14 protein-coding genes are annotated in these 21,907 nt (G+C 41.4%); 11 read left to right on the plus strand and 3 right to left on the minus strand.

Features of this window, described 5'->3' with window-relative positions; all coding sequences use genetic code 11:
* Nucleotides 1-184 precede the first annotated feature (184 nt).
* The 4 genes from hpf to AWM68_RS19175 all read left to right on the plus strand — a co-directional run bounded on the left by hpf (nt 185) and on the right by AWM68_RS19175 (nt 5,396).
* Complete coding sequence (gene hpf / locus AWM68_RS19160; RefSeq protein WP_066245427.1) at nt 185-739, plus strand: ribosome hibernation-promoting factor, HPF/YfiA family; 555 nt, start codon at nt 185-187, stop codon at nt 737-739.
* Nucleotides 740-915: 176 nt separating this feature from the next.
* A complete protein-coding gene (locus AWM68_RS19165; RefSeq protein WP_066245429.1) occupies nt 916-3,549 on the plus strand; it encodes a YncE family protein in 2,634 nt (877 codons plus the stop codon).
* A 221-nt stretch (nt 3,550-3,770) separates the two neighbouring features.
* Nucleotides 3,771-4,805, plus strand: coding sequence for an acyltransferase family protein (locus tag AWM68_RS19170; RefSeq protein WP_197468203.1), 1,035 nt, complete (start codon nt 3,771-3,773; stop codon nt 4,803-4,805).
* 108 nt (nt 4,806-4,913) lie between these two features.
* A complete protein-coding gene (locus AWM68_RS19175) occupies nt 4,914-5,396 on the plus strand; it encodes a DinB family protein (protein ID WP_066245433.1) in 483 nt (160 codons plus the stop codon).
* Between the two features lie 28 nt (nt 5,397-5,424).
* On the opposite strand, the gene AWM68_RS19180 is transcribed toward AWM68_RS19175, so the two are convergent.
* Entirely contained in the window at nt 5,425-7,284 is a 1,860-nt protein-coding gene (locus AWM68_RS19180) for a hypothetical protein (RefSeq protein WP_066245435.1), read from the minus strand.
* Nucleotides 7,285-7,497: 213 nt separating this feature from the next.
* Between AWM68_RS19180 and AWM68_RS19185 the strand changes: the two genes are divergently transcribed.
* Nucleotides 7,498-9,126: a long-chain fatty acid--CoA ligase gene (locus AWM68_RS19185; protein WP_197468204.1), complete on the plus strand. Its 1,629-nt coding sequence runs from the start codon at nt 7,498-7,500 to the stop codon at nt 9,124-9,126.
* Nucleotides 9,127-9,486: 360 nt separating this feature from the next.
* On the opposite strand, the gene AWM68_RS19190 is transcribed toward AWM68_RS19185, so the two are convergent.
* Nucleotides 9,487-10,110, minus strand: coding sequence for a hypothetical protein (locus tag AWM68_RS19190; protein ID WP_066245437.1), 624 nt, complete (start codon nt 10,108-10,110; stop codon nt 9,487-9,489).
* A 214-nt stretch (nt 10,111-10,324) separates the two neighbouring features.
* Between AWM68_RS19190 and secA the strand changes: the two genes are divergently transcribed.
* Both secA and prfB read left to right on the plus strand, forming a co-directional pair.
* Nucleotides 10,325-12,841 (plus strand): preprotein translocase subunit SecA, encoded by a 2,517-nt coding sequence (gene secA, locus AWM68_RS19195; protein WP_066245759.1) that lies wholly within the window; start codon nt 10,325-10,327, stop codon nt 12,839-12,841.
* A 125-nt stretch (nt 12,842-12,966) separates the two neighbouring features.
* Nucleotides 12,967-14,065 (plus strand): peptide chain release factor 2 gene (prfB, locus tag AWM68_RS19200; protein WP_231868454.1). Its coding sequence is split into 2 segments (ribosomal slippage): nt 12,967-13,029 and nt 13,031-14,065, totalling 1,098 coding nucleotides; the frame shifts between segments, so codons are not numbered across the junction.
* A gap of 378 nt (nt 14,066-14,443) precedes the next feature.
* On the opposite strand, the gene AWM68_RS21590 is transcribed toward prfB, so the two are convergent.
* Nucleotides 14,444-14,596: a hypothetical protein gene (locus AWM68_RS21590; protein WP_156488464.1), complete on the minus strand. Its 153-nt coding sequence runs from the start codon at nt 14,594-14,596 to the stop codon at nt 14,444-14,446.
* Between the two features lie 363 nt (nt 14,597-14,959).
* Between AWM68_RS21590 and AWM68_RS19205 the strand changes: the two genes are divergently transcribed.
* The 4 genes from AWM68_RS19205 to AWM68_RS19220 all read left to right on the plus strand — a co-directional run bounded on the left by AWM68_RS19205 (nt 14,960) and on the right by AWM68_RS19220 (nt 21,861).
* Nucleotides 14,960-16,591 carry a PhoX family protein gene (locus AWM68_RS19205; RefSeq protein WP_231868455.1) on the plus strand — a complete coding sequence of 544 codons (1,632 nt, stop codon included), beginning with the start codon at nt 14,960-14,962 and terminating at the stop codon, nt 16,589-16,591.
* Nucleotides 16,592-16,617: 26 nt separating this feature from the next.
* On the plus strand, nt 16,618-16,803 hold the full coding sequence (gene tatA, locus AWM68_RS19210; protein WP_066245439.1) for a twin-arginine translocase TatA/TatE family subunit: 186 nt from the start codon (nt 16,618-16,620) through the stop codon (nt 16,801-16,803).
* 231 nt (nt 16,804-17,034) lie between these two features.
* A complete protein-coding gene (tatC, locus tag AWM68_RS19215) occupies nt 17,035-17,796 on the plus strand; it encodes a twin-arginine translocase subunit TatC (protein WP_066245441.1) in 762 nt (253 codons plus the stop codon).
* Nucleotides 17,797-18,087: 291 nt separating this feature from the next.
* The gene (locus tag AWM68_RS19220) at nt 18,088-21,861 is read left to right on the plus strand and encodes a S8 family peptidase (RefSeq protein ID WP_231868456.1); all 3,774 of its coding nucleotides are present in this window, start codon (nt 18,088-18,090) and stop codon (nt 21,859-21,861) included.
* Nucleotides 21,862-21,907: the final 46 nt, after the last annotated feature.

The following is a 21,907-nucleotide window of genomic DNA, read 5'->3' on the forward strand; positions in this document are numbered from 1 at the left end:
ACTTACTAGTATAACATACAAATTTGATATCGGTATGTAACGAGCATGTAACCCATGGCAATTTAGAATTGTAAAGATTTTGTCGACAGTGTTAATAAATTGTCAAAATATTTTAAATGTTACGGAGGAATTCTTTTGGGGTATATCGAAATATATATACATCACCGAAAGGAGGAGTTAAGTTATGCATTTTAACATTCGTGGAGAAAACATCGAGGTGACAGAAGCCATTAGGGCTTACGTTGAAAAAAAGGTGACTAAACTCACAAAGTACTTTAACGAAACTCCGAATTCTGAAGTACACGTTAATCTAAAAGTGTACAATAATGAGCAATCAATTGAGGTAACAATACCGATGAAGGGCCTGCTGCTTCGTGCGGAGGAACGTCATTTGGATTTATACGCTGCGATTGATTTGGTGGTAGAAAAATTAGAGCGTCAAATTCGAAAACACAAAACAAAAGTGAACCGTAAATTTAGAAATGCTGAAGGCACAAAGCACATGTTTGCTAACGGTACAGAAGGCGTATCAACGGCTCTATTAGAGGAAGAAGACGATTTCGAGATTGTGCGTGAAAAGCGTTTCGATCTGAAACCAATGGACACAGAGGAAGCCATTCTCCAAATGGGCTTGCTCGGCCACAACTTTTTCGTCTATAACAATGCCGAAACTGGTGAGATGAACGTCGTGTACAGACGTAAAGACGGCAAATATGGACTGATTGCAGGAACTAACTAAACCATAAACGATGATGGCGCACCCCTTTTCGCAAATTGCGAGGGGTGTTTTTTTGTTTTGCTTCTTACTACGGTACTTTGGTTTCATTTATCAAACTATGAAAAAACTAATATATGAATTTATGTGATATTCTGGTAAAATAATTTTGTTCCAAAATAAGTAGAGAAGGTGCAAAGTTGAACAGAAAAATAAGTAGTGTTATTTGTTTTCTTTTAGTTATTTCTTCACTTTTTACTGCCAATACTTCATATGCCGATGATGTTTGTAAAGGAATTACATATGGACAAAAAATCTATTGGGATGGTTCAGAGTTAAAACCAGGGCAAATAGGAAGAGTTTCCATTATTAAGGACACATATTTGTATAAGCTATCAGGTAATACACTAGTGAAAAACAAACTTTTAAAAGCTGGTACTGGTTATAGGATATACAACTTCAAAACGAATTTACTAGGAGTTGGTGGTGGTTATTATATCAATAGAGATAATAAAATTACTTACAAAACTCCGAGTAAACAAAAGCTTCAGGCTAGTATTTGTGCATCAAAGAAACCTTCAACAAGCAAACCCGTACAGCCGGTTCAACCTCCTGTAGTGGTTGACCAATCATGTACAGGTATAGCTCCTGGACAAAAGATTAAATGGGATGATACTTATTTAGTTTCAGGACAGATTGGAAGAGTTTTTGTCATAAAAGATACTTCATTATATAAGTTAACATCCAGTGGACTCAAACAAGAAAAGACATTAAAAAAGGGCAGTTCTTATCGCATATATAACTTTAAAACGGGCTTGTTAGGAGTAGGTGGTGGTTATTATGTGAAACGTGATGATCGCATTACATATAAGACACCGTCAAAGAAAAAACTGCAAGACCTTGCATGTGCTAGTCGGAAATCACCTGCTGAGCAGCCAAAGATTCCTTTACACAATAAAAAACCTGTAAATTTAGGACCGCAGGTATTTAATCAAAGTACGATCGCAGCTAAATCAGGGATGGATAAGATGGGGAATGCCTATCTATACGTTATCCTGCATGGTACACCTACATCTCTAGCGGTTGTAGATTTAAATACAAATGATGTGATTGGTGAGTATAAACTTGTTGATTCAACAAGTGCCTGGGGATTGGATATTGATAGCACAGGTACTCTGTGGGTAGCAGGTACGAATAGTGGAACATTGTACAGCTATGATCCGCTCTTTAGGAAATTGATTAATCATGGTCATGTATTGAAAGGAACGAACGATACTTCTATTCAAGATATTTTTGTGAATGATCAGTACGTTTATGGTGTCACCGCTTATGGAGCTAATGTTTTTAAATACAACAAAAAAACGAAGACTAGAGACTTTCTCTTGCCGACTCAAAAATATAAACAATACGCAAAATCGTTGGTCGTAGATAAAGATAATAAATTTTTATATGTAAGTTCGGGTTCAAAAGCCGAAATGGTTCAGTGGAATTTGAGCAATCATTCAAAAGTATCCATCCTGCCAGATAAATATAAAAATGAAACATATGTTGAAAAAATGAAATTGATCGACAATCGTTATTTACTCACTAAGTTTTATCCAAGCAAAAAAGCTGGGATTTACGATATCATTGGCAAAAAATACATTAATGAGTTCAACAGTGCTTCAAGGGGATTTTCAGACAAAAATGAAGAGTTAAATGAATTTTATTATACTTATGAAGGTAAGTTGTATGCCTATCAATTAGGAACTGGAATTGTAAGAGAAACAAATGCATCTTTACCTGAGAACACTGAGGCTCTGTCATTAGATTTCGTCCGTTTAAAAGATGGTACTAAAATTTTAGTAGGTCTAGTAGATAATAAAGGAACATATTTTCTTTTTAATCCAAAGACCAATGAGCTTTTTCTGAAAAAGTTCGAAGCACCGCCGCAACCAGTTAATCTTCATTTAATGTTTGAAAGCCCTGACAAAAAGCACTTATATATTAACGGCTACATGTCTGGGGGACTTACACAATTCGATACAGCAGAGAAGAAGGGCATACAATTAAACGGAATCAGTCAGTTAGAAAGCGCAGAATTTGTTAACGGGAAGTTATATGTCAGTGCTTATCCGAATGCAAGACTGACTGAAATTAATAATCCTGAATTACCTTGGGAACAGCGCGGTACAAGTGTATTGGTACGTTTAAAAGATTATGGTCAAGAAAGAATTCCAGCTTTAATCTCTCTTAACAATCACCTTTTTGCTGGAACGTATCCTCAATTTACAACTAGCGGTGGCTTGTTGTTGGATTATGACTTAAATACAAAAACATATAAAGTGTATGAGAATTATGTAAATAACCAAAGTATCATTACTCTGCATCACCATGGAGGTTTTATTTACGGGGGAACTTCTGTCCACGCTAACTATCAAAAAGACAAAGATGGGGCAAAGTTCTTTAAATTTAATCCGGCCAACCCTGGGCAAAAGCAATTTATTTCGCTGCCTCTAAGGGCGTCATTGGTAATGTCACTAATAACTGGACCAGATAAAAATATCTGGGGAGCAGCGGATGGGACAATTTTTTCATATAATCCTTCTACAAATAACTTTAGAACAGTTAAGATGTTGCCTGCAATTTCAGGAAGGTACGGTAATGCAAACTTGTTAGTTGGAAAAGATGGCTACATTTATGGGACATTAGAAGGCAGATTCTTTAAGATGGATCCTAAAACGATGAATTATGCTCATATACTTGAAAGTGGAGCAAAAGAAATCGCTCAAGATGCAATTGGTAATATCTATTATAGACACCTCTCGAACCTTTACATGTATCCAATAAAATAAAAGTATTGAAAACCTTGTGGATAAATGTCTGCAAGGTTTTTTTGTGAAAATATTACCGTTATATCCATTTGTCGGATTGTCTGTTACGATGGCTTTTATATTCGATAACAATCAGGTTACATTCAATCATTTACTGTTTTAACCAATTCTTTTATCTGTTAAGTTAACTGTTGAATTTATTTCTGTGGGAAAATAAATACCTATTAAAATGAGGGATTAATTTGATAAAAGAATGGAACTTATTACGTACAATAGCTTGTTTGAGTATTGTCTTTTTGCATAGTACATCACAGGTTGGCTTAGCGATGGGCTTTCCAAAGACTGAGTATTATCAGTTATTAAGAACAATGCTTTGCTTTGCTACCCCAACATTTGTAGTTTTATCCGAAGTGATTTTGGCTAACCGCTATCCAGATAAACTCCCAGAAAAGTTTTGGACGAAACGCTTAAAATGGATTTTTGCGCCTTATATTTCTTTTTCAGTTATAGATGCGCTTGTAAGTTATAAGATGAATCCTAATTTTGATTTGGGAGGAAAGATACTAAAAAATATTTTCTTAGGTGAGTTTGAAGGATATTTTGTTCTAATTATTTTTCAATTTTATATCTTGCATTATTTTGTTACAAAGTACAAAATTTCTATGAACTTGCTGATTCCAGTTAGTATTCTTGCTATGATTTTTCATTTTAAAATACTTGAAGGAAACATTGCTTTCGTAAAAGAACATGTAGCGTTTTTTAAGATTCCTTTTACAGCTTGGTTTGCATATTTTACTCTTGCTTATGTAATAGGAAGGAATTATAAACGGTTATCTGAGACTTTTCTGAGATATAAGTGGTTTACGCTTTTAGGTGTGCTTTTATCAATTGTAATTGTGTTTGTGTTATTTAAAGCAGGTTATACAAGTGTAGGATCTCGTCGAATCGATCTGCTGCCCCTTACAATCATGTTAAGTGTTGCTGTGTTTGCTTGGGGACAATTGATTCCAAATTTCAAATTTGTAAATATAATAAGCAATTATTCTTTTGGTATTTATCTGATTCACTGGCAAGTTCAACGCTATTGGGGAGCTAGTATTGCTGAATTATTTAGTGGTACGTTTACTCGTGTAATCGGTGTCTTCATTATTTCCTTATTAATAAGTATGTCCATAATATTTATCGTTTCTAAACTTCCGTTTGGTTCTTATATAGTAGGGAATGTAAATCGGAAATTACCGAGAGCTAAAAGAATAAAAGTGAATGATGCAGCTTAACGGAAGGCACAGCTAAATTAGCTGTGCCTTTTAAATAAAAGAAAAAAGGATTCCGCCATAAACCAAGCGAAATTGTAAAGCAAATCACCGTTTAAGGAGGCATTTTTTATGAAAAACGAAATCCTTTTAAAACAACTAGCGGCTTTTCGCCACAATACGCTGAGTGCGGTGGAAGGTTTGACTGAGGAGGAAGCGGATTATATCCCAGAAGGGTTCAATAATAACATCCGCTGGAACTTAGGGCATATTTTCCTTGATCAATATGATTGGCTGTACCACAAGACGCGTGAGGATAATCCGGCACCGATCCATTATCGCGAGCTTTTCGGTTATGGGACCAAGCCTGAGAATTGGCAACAGACGCCTCCAACGCTTCAAGAACTGCGCCACCGGTTGATCGAGCAAGTTCAAGTGATAGAGCAGCAATTTGGCCACCGTCTTGATCAAGAACTTGATGAACCAACTGAACTTGGCATGAGCACATTTGCAGAAGTGCTACCTCGCACGTTTTATCATGAAGGTCTTCACATGGGTACAATCATTGCGATTCGAAAAGCGATCAATCTTCATAAACAAACACAGATGAAATAGGGAAATGAAAAAAGTGCAGACGCGATGTCTACACTTTTTTTGCTTCTACTATTGAAATATCACGCGTTCGCCGCTCCCTCACATTCAAATAGGAATACGAATACACCAAACCAACCAGATAGAAGACAAACAACAGGTAAGCGGGTGAGAGGTGAAAGTGGTTATCGTAACCGATCATAAAGTGCGTGCCTACCCCAGTCAGGAACCCTGGCAAACCGCCAAGCGCTAGTGTCCACCAGATCCATTTAGCTCCTTCTCGATATCCCCATAACCCAATCGTCAGCAAAAGAAAGCCTTCTGAGATCAAAGCTCCTCCAAATCCAGCGCGGTCATGCGCGATGAGTGGAATTAGCTTATCATTAAACGCTGATATTTGATCAGGTGTTAAGGAAAAAAACATCAAATCCTCTTTTACAAATACACCGTTCATCCCGATGATGGATATCACAATACCGGCAGAGAGCAAACACATGCCTGAAATCACAAAAAGGCTTTGGCCAAGCTGACTCCGTTTCCACGCTTTCGTATTATGAAGGTTTACCGCTTTACTTCCAATGGAAAAATTTCTAGATTGATAAAGTCCGTAAAGAAAAAACGGAAGGATCATTAAATAATAGATAAAGTGCAGCTTGTCGAAATAGCCAAAGCCCATAAAGTAAAAAATGTTTAAAAACCCGAGGGATGCAGCAATCACGTATGCTTTTTTGGCCCAATGCTCTCCGTTTCGGATGCCGTGATAGGAAAGCTGCATGAACATAAAACCGGCTGAGATCATGACCCCGGCCAGACAAATCCGGTCATGAGACATGAAATGGAACAGGTGATGGTTAAATGCCATGATTTCTTCTTTTTGTATGCCTAAGTAATGCTCATCATACGGTAAAAGAACTTCTGTCAGACCGATAAACAATGCGATGATACCAGCGATGAAAACACCGAGTCCCATCAGGAAAAAGGATATCCATCCAGCCGACCGCTTCGTTTCAACCTCAACATCCTTTTCATACAAAATCCGCTCGTTAATTCTTTTAGGCAGACCAGGTCCTGAGTAAACAAAACCGCTATGAAGCTGTATGAGGGAGGCGCCGCAATTGAAGAGTTCAATCGCATCATTTGGATCGTGAACGCCGCCTGAGGCTATGATCGGTTTGTTGTAAGGCAATAGCTGCTGAATGATTTCTTTTAAGATAGGCATCTCGGAATGGCCGAGCTCAATTCCCCCGTCTTTTATAATGCCTTCACGGATTAAGAAACCATCTGCTTTTAAATCTTTGTCGGCCGCCGATTTTAAACTTTCATGAGTGAACTCCACAAAAAAAGGTTTACGTGATACCTGGCGAATCCGATCTAGGTAAGGAGTTCCTTTCTCACTCAAAATAAAGAAATCAGCATAATAATCGAGTTGCTGAACAAGCCTCATAAATTCCGTTTCAGTTTCACCGTGTATGGCAATTCCGATGGGTATGCTTCGCTTCATAGACTGAAGTTTTACAAGTGCAGCATCAAGACCTAAGTTAGTATTTAAATGCTGATACCACAATGCTTCTTTCTCTATTTGTCTTAAAATTGGCTTCTCCAAAGACTGAGGTTCAAGAGATACAGGACCAATTTCAATAAAACCAAAACCAAGGTTAGCAAAAGCAGCCGTTCCGTTCAGATTAGGATCTAGCGCACCGCTGATTCCAACGGGTGATGGAAAGGTGATACCAGCCACGTTTTGCGCTAACTTCTCACTTGGCCTCATGTGACCAAAAAACTGAATAATACTCCGACCAAACGACAGCTTAGCAAGCGTGTTCATTGTATGCAACGTAAGATCGCGGCTTGTTTCTGGTTTCATCCGAAACAGCAGCGGTTTGAAGAATGTATGATAAGACCAATCTGGCATATGTGACACTCCTTTTTATGCCATTTTTAATATAAGTGTAACGTAAAAAGCTGGTTAAAATTGATATTTTTTTAGCTGAGATTATAATTTTGTTTTCTCCCATCAGAATCTGTTTTTTGAGCAGGATTTCATAAGACTTTAGGTGAACTAATCATTAACACGAAAACGCTTACACAGATGACTATGTTACTTATTTAAGGAGGAGAAGCAGTTATGATGATGAATGTGCCATTTCGAGTCACAAGTATGCTGGAGCATGCGGAGCGTTATTTTTCAAAAAAAGAGGTAACGAGCCGCACGATGTCGGGGATCAGGAAGTTCAGTTACCGGGAGATTGGTGAACGAACACGCAGGCTTTCGAGCGCGCTAAAACGTCTTGGTATAAATAAAGGTGAGCGGGTTGGAACACTTGCATGGAACCACCATCGCCATCTGGAAGCGTATTTTGCTATCCCGGGTGTTGAAGCTGTCCTTCACACGATTAATATTCGACTTTCTCCTCAGCATATCGCATACATTATCAATCACGCCGATGACCAGATTCTATTAGTAGATCAGGACATTCTTCCTCTTGTTGAAGCCATAAAAGACCACATACCAAATGTGAAAGCGTATATTTTGATGACGGATGAGGACGAGCTGCCTCAGTCACCGCTTCAGCCTCTCTATCATTATGAAAAACTTCTAGAAACAGGTGACCCGGCTTATGAGTTTCCGCAAAATGTAGATGAAAATGACCCGGTTGGGATGTGCTACACGTCTGCAACAACTGGTAATCCTAAGGGAGTCACGTACACTCATCGCTCGACTGTGCTTCATTCCATGTCACTCGGACTTGCCGATGGAGGCTCTGTTTCAGAAAGTGATGTTCTTATGCCGGTTGTACCGATGTTCCACGTAAATGCTTGGGGACTTCCGTATGCGGCAACATGGTTCGGTTCGAAGCAAGTGATGCCTGGACCGCGATTCACGCCACAGCTTTTAGCGGAAATGATTGAGATGGAAAAAGTAACCTTTGCTGCAGGTGTACCAACGATCTGGATGGGGCTGCTTCAAGAACTTGAACAGAACAGCTATGATACTTCTAGTCTTCGAGCAGTTATTTGCGGAGGATCTGCTGCACCTAAAGGGATGATCAAAACGTTTCAGGAAAAACACAACATACCGTTTATGCACGCTTATGGCATGACGGAAACGAGTCCGCTCGTGATTGCAACGCGTCTAAAAACCTATCAAATGGACATGGACGAAGAAACGAAACTAGATTACAAAGCAAAGCAGGGCTATGTGGTGCAAGGTGTTGAAATGAAAGTAATCGGGGCAAACGGAGAAGTGAAGTGGGACGGAAACGAGATGGGCGAGCTGCTGCTTCGTTCGAATTGGATTGCGGATGAATATTATAACGACGACCGGACAGACGAGACATTCATTGACGGCTGGCTTCATACCGGAGATGTTGTAACGGTTGATGATGAAGGATTCGTGAAGATCGTCGACCGGACGAAGGATTTGATCAAGAGCGGTGGCGAGTGGATTTCTTCGGTAGATTTAGAGAATGCGATCATGGCGTTCCCAGATGTTTTTGAGGCATCCGTTATTGCGGTTCCGCATCCAGAGTGGCAGGAGCGTCCGCTCGCATGTGTGGTGCTGAAACCTGATAGGAAGGGGAACGTGGAGAAAGAAGATATCTTAGAGTATTTACGCCCGCAGTTTGCGAAATGGTGGATTCCAGACGATATCGTGTTCATGGACGAAATCCCGAAAACGTCTGTAGGGAAGTTTTTGAAGCGGACACTGCGCGATCAGTTGAAAGATCATTATATGACGACAGCGAAATCGTAATAGAATGTGAGAGACCTCCTCAAATTTGATGAGCGGGTCTCTTTTTTCGTGTTTTTTTGATGGATTTCAACGTGGGAGAGTGGGACCGCAGCTCTCTGTGTGTGTTTCGTGTGCACATTGGCCACAAGTTGTGCACATCAAAAGTACACATAAACATATATACGTGTATAAAAATTTTTTTGCGAGGTAAATAAGAATATATCCGTGTATAGAACGAATAATTACGTACATAAAATTATTTATCCGATTTTCGACAAAAACCGGCAACCAGCGGCACCCCAGATCACCCACTACACCCCTCACTCCACCATCCACACAAAAAAACACCATCCTCATCATCCGAGGACAGTGTCTTATACCCTACTGCACAGCATTCTTCTGATACCATTTATACGTTTCGGTCACTTCCCAGAAATCGGACGCATCAGAATAGTCATTTAACGTAATATCGAGATCATGAAAAATGCGGTGTACACCTTTTAACGGTTCTACACTCTTCGTTTCGATGCTTCTCTCAATTTTCCCAATGGCATTCTCAATATCTGTCTGTAGCGGGCCGCCTACATACGGCAAGATTTTTTCGCGTATATTGTTTTCAATTCTTTTTAATTCGGAAGTATGCGTGCCTACTTTGTAGCTCGTCCATTGATCATACCCGAGCCTGCCATTCCAATATTCATGCATAACGTTTAATCGTCTTTGTATTTCGGTCTTAGGAACTTCAATGGTCGGCTTGAAGATCTCAACACCGCTTGACTTCTCAGCAGCCTCTACTTCTTCGGTAGTAGGAAGATTGACGTCAGATGCTGATTTAGCACCAAACAGGTAATAATATCCCAACGTACCAGCACCTCCTATAAGAAAGAAGCTTAGTACGAGCGTCAGAATGATGGTTTTGCTTTTTTCGCTGCCCTGCTGTTTTGGCAGCTTCGTGTCCTGTTCTTGTCTCGTGCTGTCCGTCCTGTGTAACTCTCCGTTTACCATTCAGAACCTCCCCAATCCATCTTTTTATTATTTTACCAAAATTTAGGTTTGTTGTCTGCTGTAAATTATTTAATTTTTCACATAAATAACTGTTCCCAATATGGATGATGTTACAATTCATCTTGAAAAGATTTGGGATTTCTTGTGGCTCGATTCACAAACTGGTAGAATAGAAGTGGTATATAATTTTCGAAAACAGGGAGCGTTTATTCGGATGATTAGCATTTTGAAAAAGATTTTTCCAAGTTCAAATGACCGGACGTTAAATAGATATGAGAGAATTGCGGAAAAAGTAGAGGCTTTAGCTGATGAGTATAAGGCTTTAAGTGATGAAGCTTTAGCGGGTAAAACAGCTGAGTTCAAAAGCCGTATTGAAAAAGGAGAATCTCTGGATGACCTTCTCCCTGAAGCGTTTGCGACTGTGCGTGAAGCATCAGCTCGTGTGTTAGAAAAACGCCATTATCCTGTACAGATTATGGGTGCGGTTGCGCTTCATGAAGGAAATATCGCTGAGATGAAAACGGGGGAAGGTAAGACGCTTGTGGCGACATTGCCTGTTTACCTCAACGCACTCGATGGAAAAGGTGTTCACGTTGTAACCGTCAATGAATACTTGGCTCGCCGTGATGCAGAGCTGAATAGACCGCTGTTTAACTTTCTTGGGATGACGGTTGGCCTTAACGTATCTGACCTTTCAAAAGAAGAGAAGCGTGAGGCGTATGCGGCGGATATCACTTATGGTACGAATAACGAGTTCGGCTTCGATTATCTCCGTGACAACATGGTGGTTTATAAAGAACAAATGGTTCAGCGCCGCAACTATGCGATCGTCGATGAAGTGGACTCGATCTTAATTGACGAAGCGCGTACACCGCTTATCATTTCTGGCTCTGCACAGAAATCTACCCAGCTTTATCAAATGGCAAACATGTTTGTGCGCCAGCTGAATAAAGAAACAGATTATACGGTCGATGAAAAGACGAAGAACGTCCAGCTGACGGAAGATGGAATCAACCGAGCTGAGCAGATGTTCTCGATTGATAACCTTTATGACTACCAGCATGTAACGCTTAACCACCATATCAACCAAGCATTAAAAGCGAATCTCATCATGCATCGTGATGTGGATTACGTTGTACAAGATGGTGAGATTGTAATTGTTGACCCGTTCACTGGACGTTTGATGGCTGGCCGACGCTACAGCGATGGTCTTCACCAGGCGATTGAAGCGAAGGAAGGTCTTGAGATCCAGCGTGAGAGCATGACGCTCGCGACGATCACGTTTCAGAACTACTTCCGTATGTACAACAAACTATCCGGTATGACGGGTACGGCGAAAACGGAAGAAGAGGAGTTCCGCAACATCTACAACATGGATGTTATCGTGATTCCGACGAACCGTCCGATCGCACGTGATGACAGATCAGATCTGATTTATAAAACGATGCAAGGCAAGTTCAAAGCGATTGCCGCTGAAATTGAAGAGCGCCATAAAACGGGCCAGCCGATCCTCGTGGGTACGGTTGCCGTTGAGACGTCAGAACTTCTTTCACAGCTTTTAACGAAGCGTAAAATTAAGCATAACGTTTTGAACGCGAAAAACCATGAACGTGAAGCGGAAATCATTGAAAACGCAGGTCAGCTTGGCATGGTTACGATCGCGACAAACATGGCCGGCCGTGGTACCGACATCAAGCTTGGCGAAGGTGTTATTGAAGTTGGCGGACTGCACATTCTAGGTACAGAGCGCCACGAATCACGCCGTATCGATAACCAGCTGCGTGGTCGTGCGGGCCGTCAAGGAGATCCAGGTTCATCTCGCTTTTATATCTCAATGGAAGACGAATTGATGCGCCGATTCGGTTCAGATAACTTGATGACGATGATGGAGCGTCTTGGCATGGATGAAGATACTCCGATCGAGTCAAAAATGGTTACTAAAGCCGTTGAATCTGCACAAAAACGTGTTGAAGGATCGAACTTTGATGCACGTAAACAGCTCTTACAATATGACGATGTTATGCGTCAGCAGCGTGAGATCATTTACGCGCAGCGTCAAGATGTATTGGATGCTGAGAACTTGAGTGATATCGTTCTTCGTATGATCGATTCCACGATTGACCGCATCGTTACGGTTCACACACCGGAAGCGGAAGTGCAAGAAGAGTGGAACACGAAAGAGATTGCAGATTACGTGAACGCCGTTATGTTCACAGAGCCTGTTTTCACAGAAAAAGACTTCTACGGTTTAGATCGTGAAGAAATTATCGAGAAAATTCAAGCGAAAGTGCATGCAGCGTTTGCTGAGAAAGAAACACAGCTTCCTGCAGAACAGATCGCTGAGTTTGAAAAAGCCGTTATTCTTCGTTCGGTTGACAGCAAGTGGATGGATCACATCGACCAGATGGAACAGCTTCGCCAAGGGATCCACCTTCGTGCGTACGGTCAAAACGATCCGTTGCGTGAATACCAGTTTGAAGGCTTCGAGATGTTCGAAGCGATGGTTGCTGCGATCGAAGAGGAAGTTACGACTTACATTTTAAAATCGCAGATCGAGCAAAACATGCAGCGCGAACAAGTGGCTGAAGGGAAGGCCGTTGTTCCGAGTGATAAACAGGAATCATCAAAAAAGAAACCGGTTCGCAAATCACAGGACATTAAACGCAATGATCCTTGTCCATGCGGAAGCGGAAAGAAATACAAGCAATGTCACGGAGCAGATCAGGAATAATGGAAGTTGCGTGTCTGAAGAGAGTTTCTTTGCGAAGCTCTCTTTACGCTTGTAACCAGGTTTAATTTGTAAGGAATTCGCATAGTTTAAAAAGTGGAAGAAATATAAAATGAGGTGCAGAGAATATGGACTTAGTAGAAGTAAAACAAGAACTCAACGTGATTGAAAAACGTATCAACGACTTTAGGGGGTCTCTTTGACCTCGATTCAAAGAAAGCGCGTATCGCTGAACTTGACGAGCAGATGAGTGCACCAACGTTTTGGGATGACCAAAATGCAGCACAAGTCGTTATTAATGAAGCAAACGGATTAAAAGAACAAGTAAATGAGTTTGAAGCCTTATCTTCATCGTATGAAGACTTAGAGGTCGCACATGAGCTCGTGAAAGAAGAAGCAGATGCTGATATGCAAAAAGAGCTTGTAAAAGATTTGAAAGATCTGATCGCAAAATTGAATGACTTTGAACTTCAACTTTTATTAAACGAACCTTATGATAAAAATAACGCGATTCTCGAACTTCACCCAGGTGCGGGTGGAACGGAATCTCAAGACTGGGCGTCGATGCTTCTTCGTATGTATACACGTTATGCTGAGCGCCAAGGGTACAAAGTCGAAACATTGGATTACCTGCCAGGTGATGAAGCAGGTGTTAAATCGGTTACGCTCAGCATCAAAGGGCATAACGCATATGGTTACCTGAAAGCGGAAAAAGGCGTTCATCGTCTTGTTCGTATTTCTCCGTTTGATTCGTCAGGCCGCCGTCATACGTCATTCGTTTCATGTGAAGTCATGCCGGAAATCACAGACGATACAGAGATTGAAATCCGTACGGAGGATCTAAAGGTGGATACGTATCGTGCGTCTGGAGCAGGTGGACAGCACGTTAACACGACTGACTCTGCCGTTCGTATTACACACACGCCAACAAACACGATAGTTTCGTGTCAAACGGAGCGTTCGCAGATCAAGAACCGTGAACGTGCGATGAAGATGTTGATGGCGAAACTTGTTCAGCGCCGCTTGGAAGAACAGCAGGCACAGCTTGCGGAAATTCGCGGTGAGCAGAAGGAGATCGGTTGGGGGAGCCAGATTCGTTCTTACGTTTTCCATCCGTATAGCCTTGTAAAAGATCACAGAACAAATACTGAGGTTGGTAATGTGCAGTCTGTGATGGATGGCGAGATCACGCCGTTTATTGATGCTTATTTGAGATCTAAGCTGTAAAAAACTTTTTTGTTTGGTGATGCTTCGGAGTTTTTGAAATAGGTTGATCTCCGCTCCAGGTGCTTCGCTTTCCGCGGGGCGACCGGTGAGCCCCTTGCCGCTTTGCGCCATTAAGGGTCTCCACCTGCCCACTACAAGGAAGTATCCTTGCTCCTGCGTCTACAGGTAAATGCTACCGTAGTGAGTTTCCTCGTCGCATGCCTTGCGAGAAGCTTCTCATGTGGTAGGCACGCACCTTGCGCTCCAATCAACTTGTTGAAGGTGTACAACAATTTTACAGATAACAAGTAAGCTTCAAATAACAAAAAATAAACCAAACAAAATCAAATATACAATATCTAAAACAAAACTTCCGGGGCGTTTGCTTCCGGAAGTTTTTTATCGTATGTGTGTAAGATCTCTCTTTTGTACGAGCTCGATCTTTCTATGTTGTCCGTCTTTTACAATTTCCACATTGCCATTTCCGTAAATCCAAACCACTTGATACTCTTCACCGTTATAAACGACGAAACTCCCCACTTCAATCTGCATCGCTTCACCTCTAATAAAGCTCTCTAGTTAATTATACCTATTGGTAATGAAATGTAAATTGGGAAAAACAAGGATAAGTTCTATCTATTAGTATAAAGGAAATTACCCTATTTTCCCAACTTATATTTTTTATATAAGAAATCTTCATGTAGTAAAAGGTTAGATGAAGGAGTTTTTCAAGTGGAGAATCTTAAGAATGCTATCGCCAAGTATTTCCTTTTTACGTCCGCATGAAAATGAAATTTATAAAAAATCAAAAAACTCTTAAACATTTGTTTAAATAACCTACATAGTGGCTTAACAGTTCGACAGTATTCTTATAGATGCAACAACAAATATTTTTGTGTCTAGGGGGAAAACGGAGTGGAAAAGAAACCATTGGATAGAAGAACCTTTTTAACATATTTGGGAACAGGCGCAACGGCTCTTGCTGCGGCAACAACAGGATTAGGTGCTTTAACGGAAACGGCTAATGCACAATCTGACAGCTTAATGCGCATGAAGCCCCGTAAAAAAGGATTCAAGTTTCACCCGATCGCACCAACCGACAAAGACGATCTTGTTCTTCCAAAAGGTTATCAATATGAAGTTATTGCCTCTTATGGTGATGTAATCAACAAAAAAGGCGATACATTTGGATTCAATAATGACTTTACGATGTACTTTCCAATCGACGAATCTAGTGAACATGGCTTGCTTTGGGTAAACCACGAATACACGAACCCTTTATATGTCGAAGGAGAAAAAGTAAACGGCAAGTATACTCCTGCACAAATTGAAAAGATGCTTTACAACCAAGGTGGATCCATTATCGAAGTGAAAGTAAAAAACGGTAAGTGGAAGATGGAAACAAATTCGGAGTACGCTCGACGTGTAACAGGTTTAACTCCTTTCATGCTGACAGGACCTGCAAAAGGAACGGCGGCTGTATCTGGAGCAACAACGGCACAAGGAACTTTTGCCAACTGTTCTGGCGGACGTACGCCGTGGAACACGGTTTTATCTTGTGAAGAGAATTTTGAAGATACTTCGAAAGCTGCAGGTCTTGATCAAACCCATTATGGATGGGTAGTAGAAGTAGATCCTTTCGATCCGAACTTTAAGGTAAGAAAGCATACGGCACTTGGTCGTTTCAACCATGAGAATGCAAGTGTTGGAATCTCTAAAGACGGACGTGTTGTTGTCTATATGGGAGACGACAAAAAAGATGCTTGCGTGTACAAGTTTGTAAGTAATGGTAAATATGTTGAAGCAAAAGGGAAAGACAACAGCAAGCTTTTAGAAGAAGGAAAGCTTTATGCAGCTGACCTTGCAAAAGGAAAATGGGTAGCATTAACAATTGAAGCAGTTCGTGAAAAAGCAGCAGGCAACACAGCACTTTTAGAAAAGTTTAAAACACAAGGTGATGTCGTCGTAAACGCGCACGATGCAGCCATCCTTTTAGGTGCAACACCAACTGACCGTCCTGAAGATGTTGAGATTTCTCCACTTGATGGAACGGTGTTTATCGCACACACGAACAATGATAAGCATGGCAACATTCACGGACACATCACTCGCTTTTTTGAAAAAGACGGAGATCATGGTGCTGAGAGCTTTGACTTTGAAATCTTTGCAGCAGGTGGACGTCAAAGTGGATTCAGCGCTCCAGACAACTTAACGTTTGATTCAAATGCAAACCTTTGGACGGTAACCGATATTTCATCAAGCAAGCTGAATTCTGATGCGTGGACAAGCTTTAAGAACAACGGAATGTTCATGATTCCAACGGTTGGACCAGATAAAGGTGTAGCGTTCCAGTTCGCATCAGCACCAAAAGAAGCTGAGTTGACAGGACCATCTTTCACACCAAACGAAAAATCACTGTTCTTGAGCATTCAGCACCCAGGTGAAGAAACAAAAGATAAGGCAAATCCTACAAGCACATGGCCGCAAGTTCGCGGAGGCAACATGCCGCGTCCATCTGTTGTAGCGATCACTGGATTTAAGTTTTAATAACAAATTTCAAGGAGGCGATCTACATGGGTTTCACTAACATCGGAGTACCAGGATTGATCTTAATCCTAATCATTGCCCTTATTATCTTCGGGCCATCCAAGCTGCCGGAGATCGGACGAGCATTCGGAAGCACGCTTCGCGAGTTCAAGAATTCAGCAAAAGATCTTATGTCTTCTGATGAAAAAGAAGAAAAGCCGCAGTCTAAATAAAGAGAGTTGTGAGAAAAGATGCGGGCGCTGTTTCAAGTCCGCGTCTTTTCTTGTTAACCATGTCGGTTTGATAGCCAGAACTTCTGGACGGGGAGCCGAAACTCGTGGATTAAGCATCAAAACTTCTGGATTGGGAGCCAAAACTCGTGGATTAAGCATCAAAATTTCTGGATTGGAAGCCACAACTCCCAAATTCAGCCCCGCGTAATGAAAAGAAAGGAGGCCATTTGAATGAAAGCTGAAGAGATGTATTTTGTAGAACACCTCGGGGAGCTCAGAAAACGTATCATGATCACGCTCGCTGTATTCATAACTGTGCTTTCGGTATCATTTTTTTACGTACAGCCCATCTATGACTGGCTGATCCGTGATCTCGATCAACAGCTGGCCATTCTAGGGCCAAGTGAGATTCTATGGGTGTATTTTATGATTTCAGGCGTGATTGCTATCGCGTTCACGATCCCCGTCGCCGCTCACCAAACGTGGATGTTCATTAAGCCAGCGCTTAGCAAAAGTGAGCAAAAGGTTACTTTGTCTTATATTCCGGCACTTTTTTTCTTGTTTTTGTTAGGTTTATCGTTCGGTTATTTTATCGTGTATCCAATGGTCTTAAATTTTCTAATGAGTCTATCAGAAGGTCATTTTCAAACCTTTTTCACATCGGAAAAATACTTCAAGTTCTTGATGAACCTGACATTGCCATTCGGTTTTCTGTTTGAGATTCCACTCGTGGTGATGTTCCTGACGTCACTTGGGATTATAAACCCCCACTTACTGACAAAAGCGAGAAAAGTCTCGTATTTTGGACTTGTTGTCGTTGCAGTCTTAATCACACCGCCAGATCTCGTTTCGGATTTTCTTGTAGTCATTCCGCTTCTTGTTCTCTATGAAATAAGCATTATGCTGTCACGCGTTGTCTATAAAAAGAAACTTGTAAAAGAACAGTTGGCAGTAGAAGAAGATAAGGTCGTACAGATGAAACGTCCTTCATAAAAACAAATCGGAAGAACCCCTGTGTACTTACACAGGGGTTCTTTTGCGCTAAAAAATTTGGGGGAATTTTTAGAAGGCTAAATGCGGGGACTAGGTCTTTTAGCAGTACTTTTTGACTAGTGTGAAGTGGAAACTGGAGCGTAATTATCCCAATTGAGTGGTGAGCAACTCAATGCAATAATTTTAGTAACTCTTTATTTCAAAGACGGAGGTGAACTTGGATGGATAATATTCCAGATATACGCTAAGGAATGCCTAAATAGATTGCTAGTGTAAAAGAGGAGGAGAAAGATGGAAAGAAAACCGAGAATCTCACGTTTAGCTGCTATTGCACTTTCTACAACCTTGTTAGTTTCCCCGACTTTAGGGACAAAAGCGGAGACTTTCATCAAACAAGCTGCAGGGAGTGCCATAGAAACTGATGTTGAGCAAACAATCATACCTACTGTAAAAGATGTTCCTGCTGCTAACGGTGAATATACAATCACCCTCATTACAGGTGATGTTGTGAAAGTAACGGATCTTGGAGATGGAAAAAGTACGATTGAAGTTACCCCAGCTGATGGTGTAGAAGATCAGACACGAATCCTTACAGTGGACGGAGAAACATATGTCTTTCCTGAAACAGCCATGACGTATATCGCAGAAGGTCAGTTAGATGATGATCTGTTCAACATTACAAAGTTAATTAAGAACGGCTACACCGATTCAGAGGTTTCTAGTCTTCCTTTGATCGTGGAGTATAAATCAGAAAAAACAGCTCGAACGTTAGCTGTTCAGCCAAAAGATATTGCAGGGTCCAAGCGTACGCGAACGTTAGAGAGCATTGACGGGGCAGCTGTATCTGCTGAAAAAGGGAAAGCGAAGCAGTTTTGGAAGTCCATCTCAGCTGATTTAGGAACGAAGGAACAAAAGGTATTCCCTCAGCTACAACAAGGAATTGAAAAGATCTGGCTGGATGGAAAAGTGGAAGCAACTCTTGATCAGAGTGTTCCTCAAGTGGGCGCTCCAATAGCATGGGGAGCAGGCTATGATGGTACAGGTACAACCGTTGCTGTACTGGATAGCGGAATAGACAGTGGTCATCCTGACGTAGCAGGCCAGATCAAAGATATAAAGAACTTTGTGCCAGGTGAGACTATCGATGATTATAATTCCCATGGAACGCATGTTGCTTCAACAGTGCTTGGAACAGGAGCCGCTTCAGCAGGGAAGATGAAAGGTGTTGCTCCTGGAGCTGATCTTATCGTCGGTAAGGTTTTGGCGAATAACGGAAGCGGTCTGAATTCCTGGATCATTGACGGAATGGAGTGGGCTGCAACACATGCGGACGTTGTAACGATGAGTTTAGGATCTCCAGACGCTAGTGACGGGAAAGACCCTGTATCTCAAGCTTTAAATGAATTAAGTGAAGAGACGGGTACGCTTTTTGTGGTTGCGGCAGGTAACCGTGGCGGGCAAAGCACGATTGGTTACCCTGGAGCAGCAGATCAAGCTCTAACGGTAGGTGCTGTATCAAAAACAGATCAGTTAGCAAGCTTTTCTTCAAGAGGGCCACGTTTAGGAGATAAAGCCATCAAACCTGACATGGCAGCACCTGGTGTTGGAATTGTTGCCGCACGCTCTCAATTCGCAAAAGGTACCGGCATGTATACGTCAAAAGACGGAACATCGATGGCTACGCCACATGTTGCAGGGGCTGCGGCTATCCTAAAACAAAAATATCCAACGTGGACAGGCAAACAGATCAAAGATGCTTTAGTAAGTACAACAAAACAACTTCAAAACTACAAACCGTCAGAAGTGGGTTCAGGACGTCTAGATGTACCAGCTGCTCTGAATGGTGTATATGCAACAGGATCTATCCATTTTGGATTCTTTGACTGGCCGCATGATGAGACAGAAGCAATAGAAAAGACAATCACGTATCACAATGATCGTGACGAAGCGGTGACATTGGATCTAGGTGTAAACTTTAAGGATGCTAGCGGTAATCCTGCTCCAGCAGGGCTGTTAAAACTTTCAGCTAATAAAATTACGGTACCAGCTAAGGGACAAGCATCTGTTAAGGTTTCAGCAGACGTTAAGCTTGGACTAGCTGGAGCTCAATACAACGGATATGTAACAGCAACTGAAGAAGGCAGAAATACAGCTCATACAACATTAAGCTTAATAAAAGAAGAAGAGCGCTATAATCTGACTTTAAAAGCTTACGACCGCGATGGTTCTGAGATTCTTGCAAGAGCTCTTATTTACAGTCCTGATTGGGGTTACCAATATGTAAATGTAAAAGGGACGGCAGAACTTAGATTGCCACCTGGTAACTATTCTGTAACTGCAGGGTTAAATGTAGATGCGAATACCGATCATATGGGAATTGCATTGGTTGGAGATCCAGAAGTGGAATTGAACAAAAATAGAACGGTAGAACTTGATGCAAGAAAAGCAGAAGAAGTGAAATTTGAAGCACCAAAGAAAACCGAGCCGATCTATCGAAATATGAAATTCTCTCGAACATTCGGCAACGCTGGAATTGGTGATCAATGGCTGCTTCCTTCAACAGCTGACAAAATGTATGTTCAGCCTTTTGAACAACCAGAAAAAGGGGAATTTAGATTTGCCACTCGTCAGCGTTTGGTTAAACCCGTTTTAGAAATCAACTTTAAAGGAAAAATTCTGGATGATCTTATGCAGCATGGCTCTACACCACTTAAAGGGAATTTCAGTTTAAAAACGGTTTATGCAGGTAAAGGTTCACCTGCTGATTATGAGAAAATCGATGCAAAAGGAAAGGCCGTTATCATCGAACGCAGTGATGAAGTGGATTCCTATGATAGAGGACAAGCTGCAATTCAAGCGGGTGCGAAGCTTCTGCTCGTCGTGAATGATAAAGAAACAGAGCTAGTTGAATCATACTTAAATGCTAATATAAGCTATGATCCGATTCCTTTAGCTGTAACATCATTAAACAGCACGGATGGAAAAGAGCTGATTGATGCCGTACAATCTGGAAATTTTAATCTACCTGTTCAAGGTTCGGGATTTGCTCCTTATTTGTACGATTTAAACAAAGTTTACAAGAATTCTATATCAAGCAAGGAATTAGTATACGCTCCTACTACAGATGAATTGGCGAAGATTGACACAAAATATCATTCTGATCGATATGCAACAGGTGATGAATGGCGATTTGAACTACAGAATGGATTGGATCGCAGACTGAGATGGGAGCCAATGGCATTCCCGATTGAAAGAGAAGAATGGGTGACGCCAGAAGACAGCGAATGGTACCAAAAAATAGTTACTTCCGATGATGCATGGGAAGTGAGACACGAGCCAACGAAATATAAGGCAGGCGACCGTCTTGAACATAGCTACTTCGCACCGGTAGTACGCCCAGGCTTCGGAAAAAGCCATTTCTATCCATACCGAGAAAATAAACTCTTTTATTTCAATGTTCCAGCGTGGGGGGATTCAGAGGATTCGCATACAGGTTTTCTCGATCAATCAAGATTACTTCACACAACAACGATGAAGCTATATCAAGGATCAAAGCTACTCGATCAAAAATTAGGTACTGGTCTTCATACCAATAAAAATTACACATTTGACCGAACCCAATATCGATTAGTAGCCGATTCTTTCCGAAATGAAGAGCGTTGGTCCACATCAACCAATACGCATACGGAGTGGACGTTCTGGTCCGATTGGAAAGAGTCGTATGGTTTTCGTACAACGGTACCATTGATGGAGATCGACTATGATGTAAAAACGAACCTAGCTGGTGAAGTGGCAGCAGGAAGCACATCTGACCTTGTACTAACTCCTTCCCATATCCCTGGGGCATTAGGTGCAGGAAATATTGAAGGTGCAGCGCTTGACGTTTCGTTTGACGAAGGAACGACATGGAAAAAGGTAGAATTGGAACGCGAAGGAAGTCAATGGATTGCGAAGATTAAACATCCGTTTAAACCAGGCGGTTCTGTATCCCTGCGTGCAAGTGCATGGGATGATGCAGAAAATAAGATTGAGCAGGAAATCATGAAGGCGTATCGTTTGCGTTAAGTTAACGCCTGTGAGCAAGCTGGCTCTATTAAAACAGAGCCAGCTG

This window comes from Fictibacillus phosphorivorans, assembly GCF_001619875.1.
Taxonomy (GTDB): domain Bacteria; phylum Bacillota; class Bacilli; order Bacillales; family Fictibacillaceae; genus Fictibacillus; species Fictibacillus phosphorivorans_B.

What these genes read in the sequence shown, in the direction of transcription:
- hpf (WP_066245427.1), top strand. Translation starts at nt 185, where the DNA reads ATGCATTTTAACATTCGTGGAGAAAACATCGAGGTGACAGAAGCCATT.
- AWM68_RS19175 (WP_066245433.1), top strand. Translation starts at nt 4,914, where the DNA reads ATGAAAAACGAAATCCTTTTAAAACAACTAGCGGCTTTTCGCCACAAT.
- AWM68_RS19180 (WP_066245435.1), bottom strand. Translation starts at nt 7,284, where the DNA reads ATGCCAGATTGGTCTTATCATACATTCTTCAAACCGCTGCTGTTTCGG.
- AWM68_RS19185 (WP_197468204.1), top strand. Translation starts at nt 7,498, where the DNA reads ATGATGATGAATGTGCCATTTCGAGTCACAAGTATGCTGGAGCATGCG.
- AWM68_RS19190 (WP_066245437.1), bottom strand. Translation starts at nt 10,110, where the DNA reads ATGGTAAACGGAGAGTTACACAGGACGGACAGCACGAGACAAGAACAG.
- secA (WP_066245759.1), top strand. Translation starts at nt 10,325, where the DNA reads ATGATTAGCATTTTGAAAAAGATTTTTCCAAGTTCAAATGACCGGACG.
- AWM68_RS21590 (WP_156488464.1), bottom strand. Translation starts at nt 14,596, where the DNA reads ATGCAGATTGAAGTGGGGAGTTTCGTCGTTTATAACGGTGAAGAGTAT.
- tatA (WP_066245439.1), top strand. Translation starts at nt 16,618, where the DNA reads ATGGGTTTCACTAACATCGGAGTACCAGGATTGATCTTAATCCTAATC.
- tatC (WP_066245441.1), top strand. Translation starts at nt 17,035, where the DNA reads ATGAAAGCTGAAGAGATGTATTTTGTAGAACACCTCGGGGAGCTCAGA.
- AWM68_RS19220 (WP_231868456.1), top strand. Translation starts at nt 18,088, where the DNA reads ATGGAAAGAAAACCGAGAATCTCACGTTTAGCTGCTATTGCACTTTCT.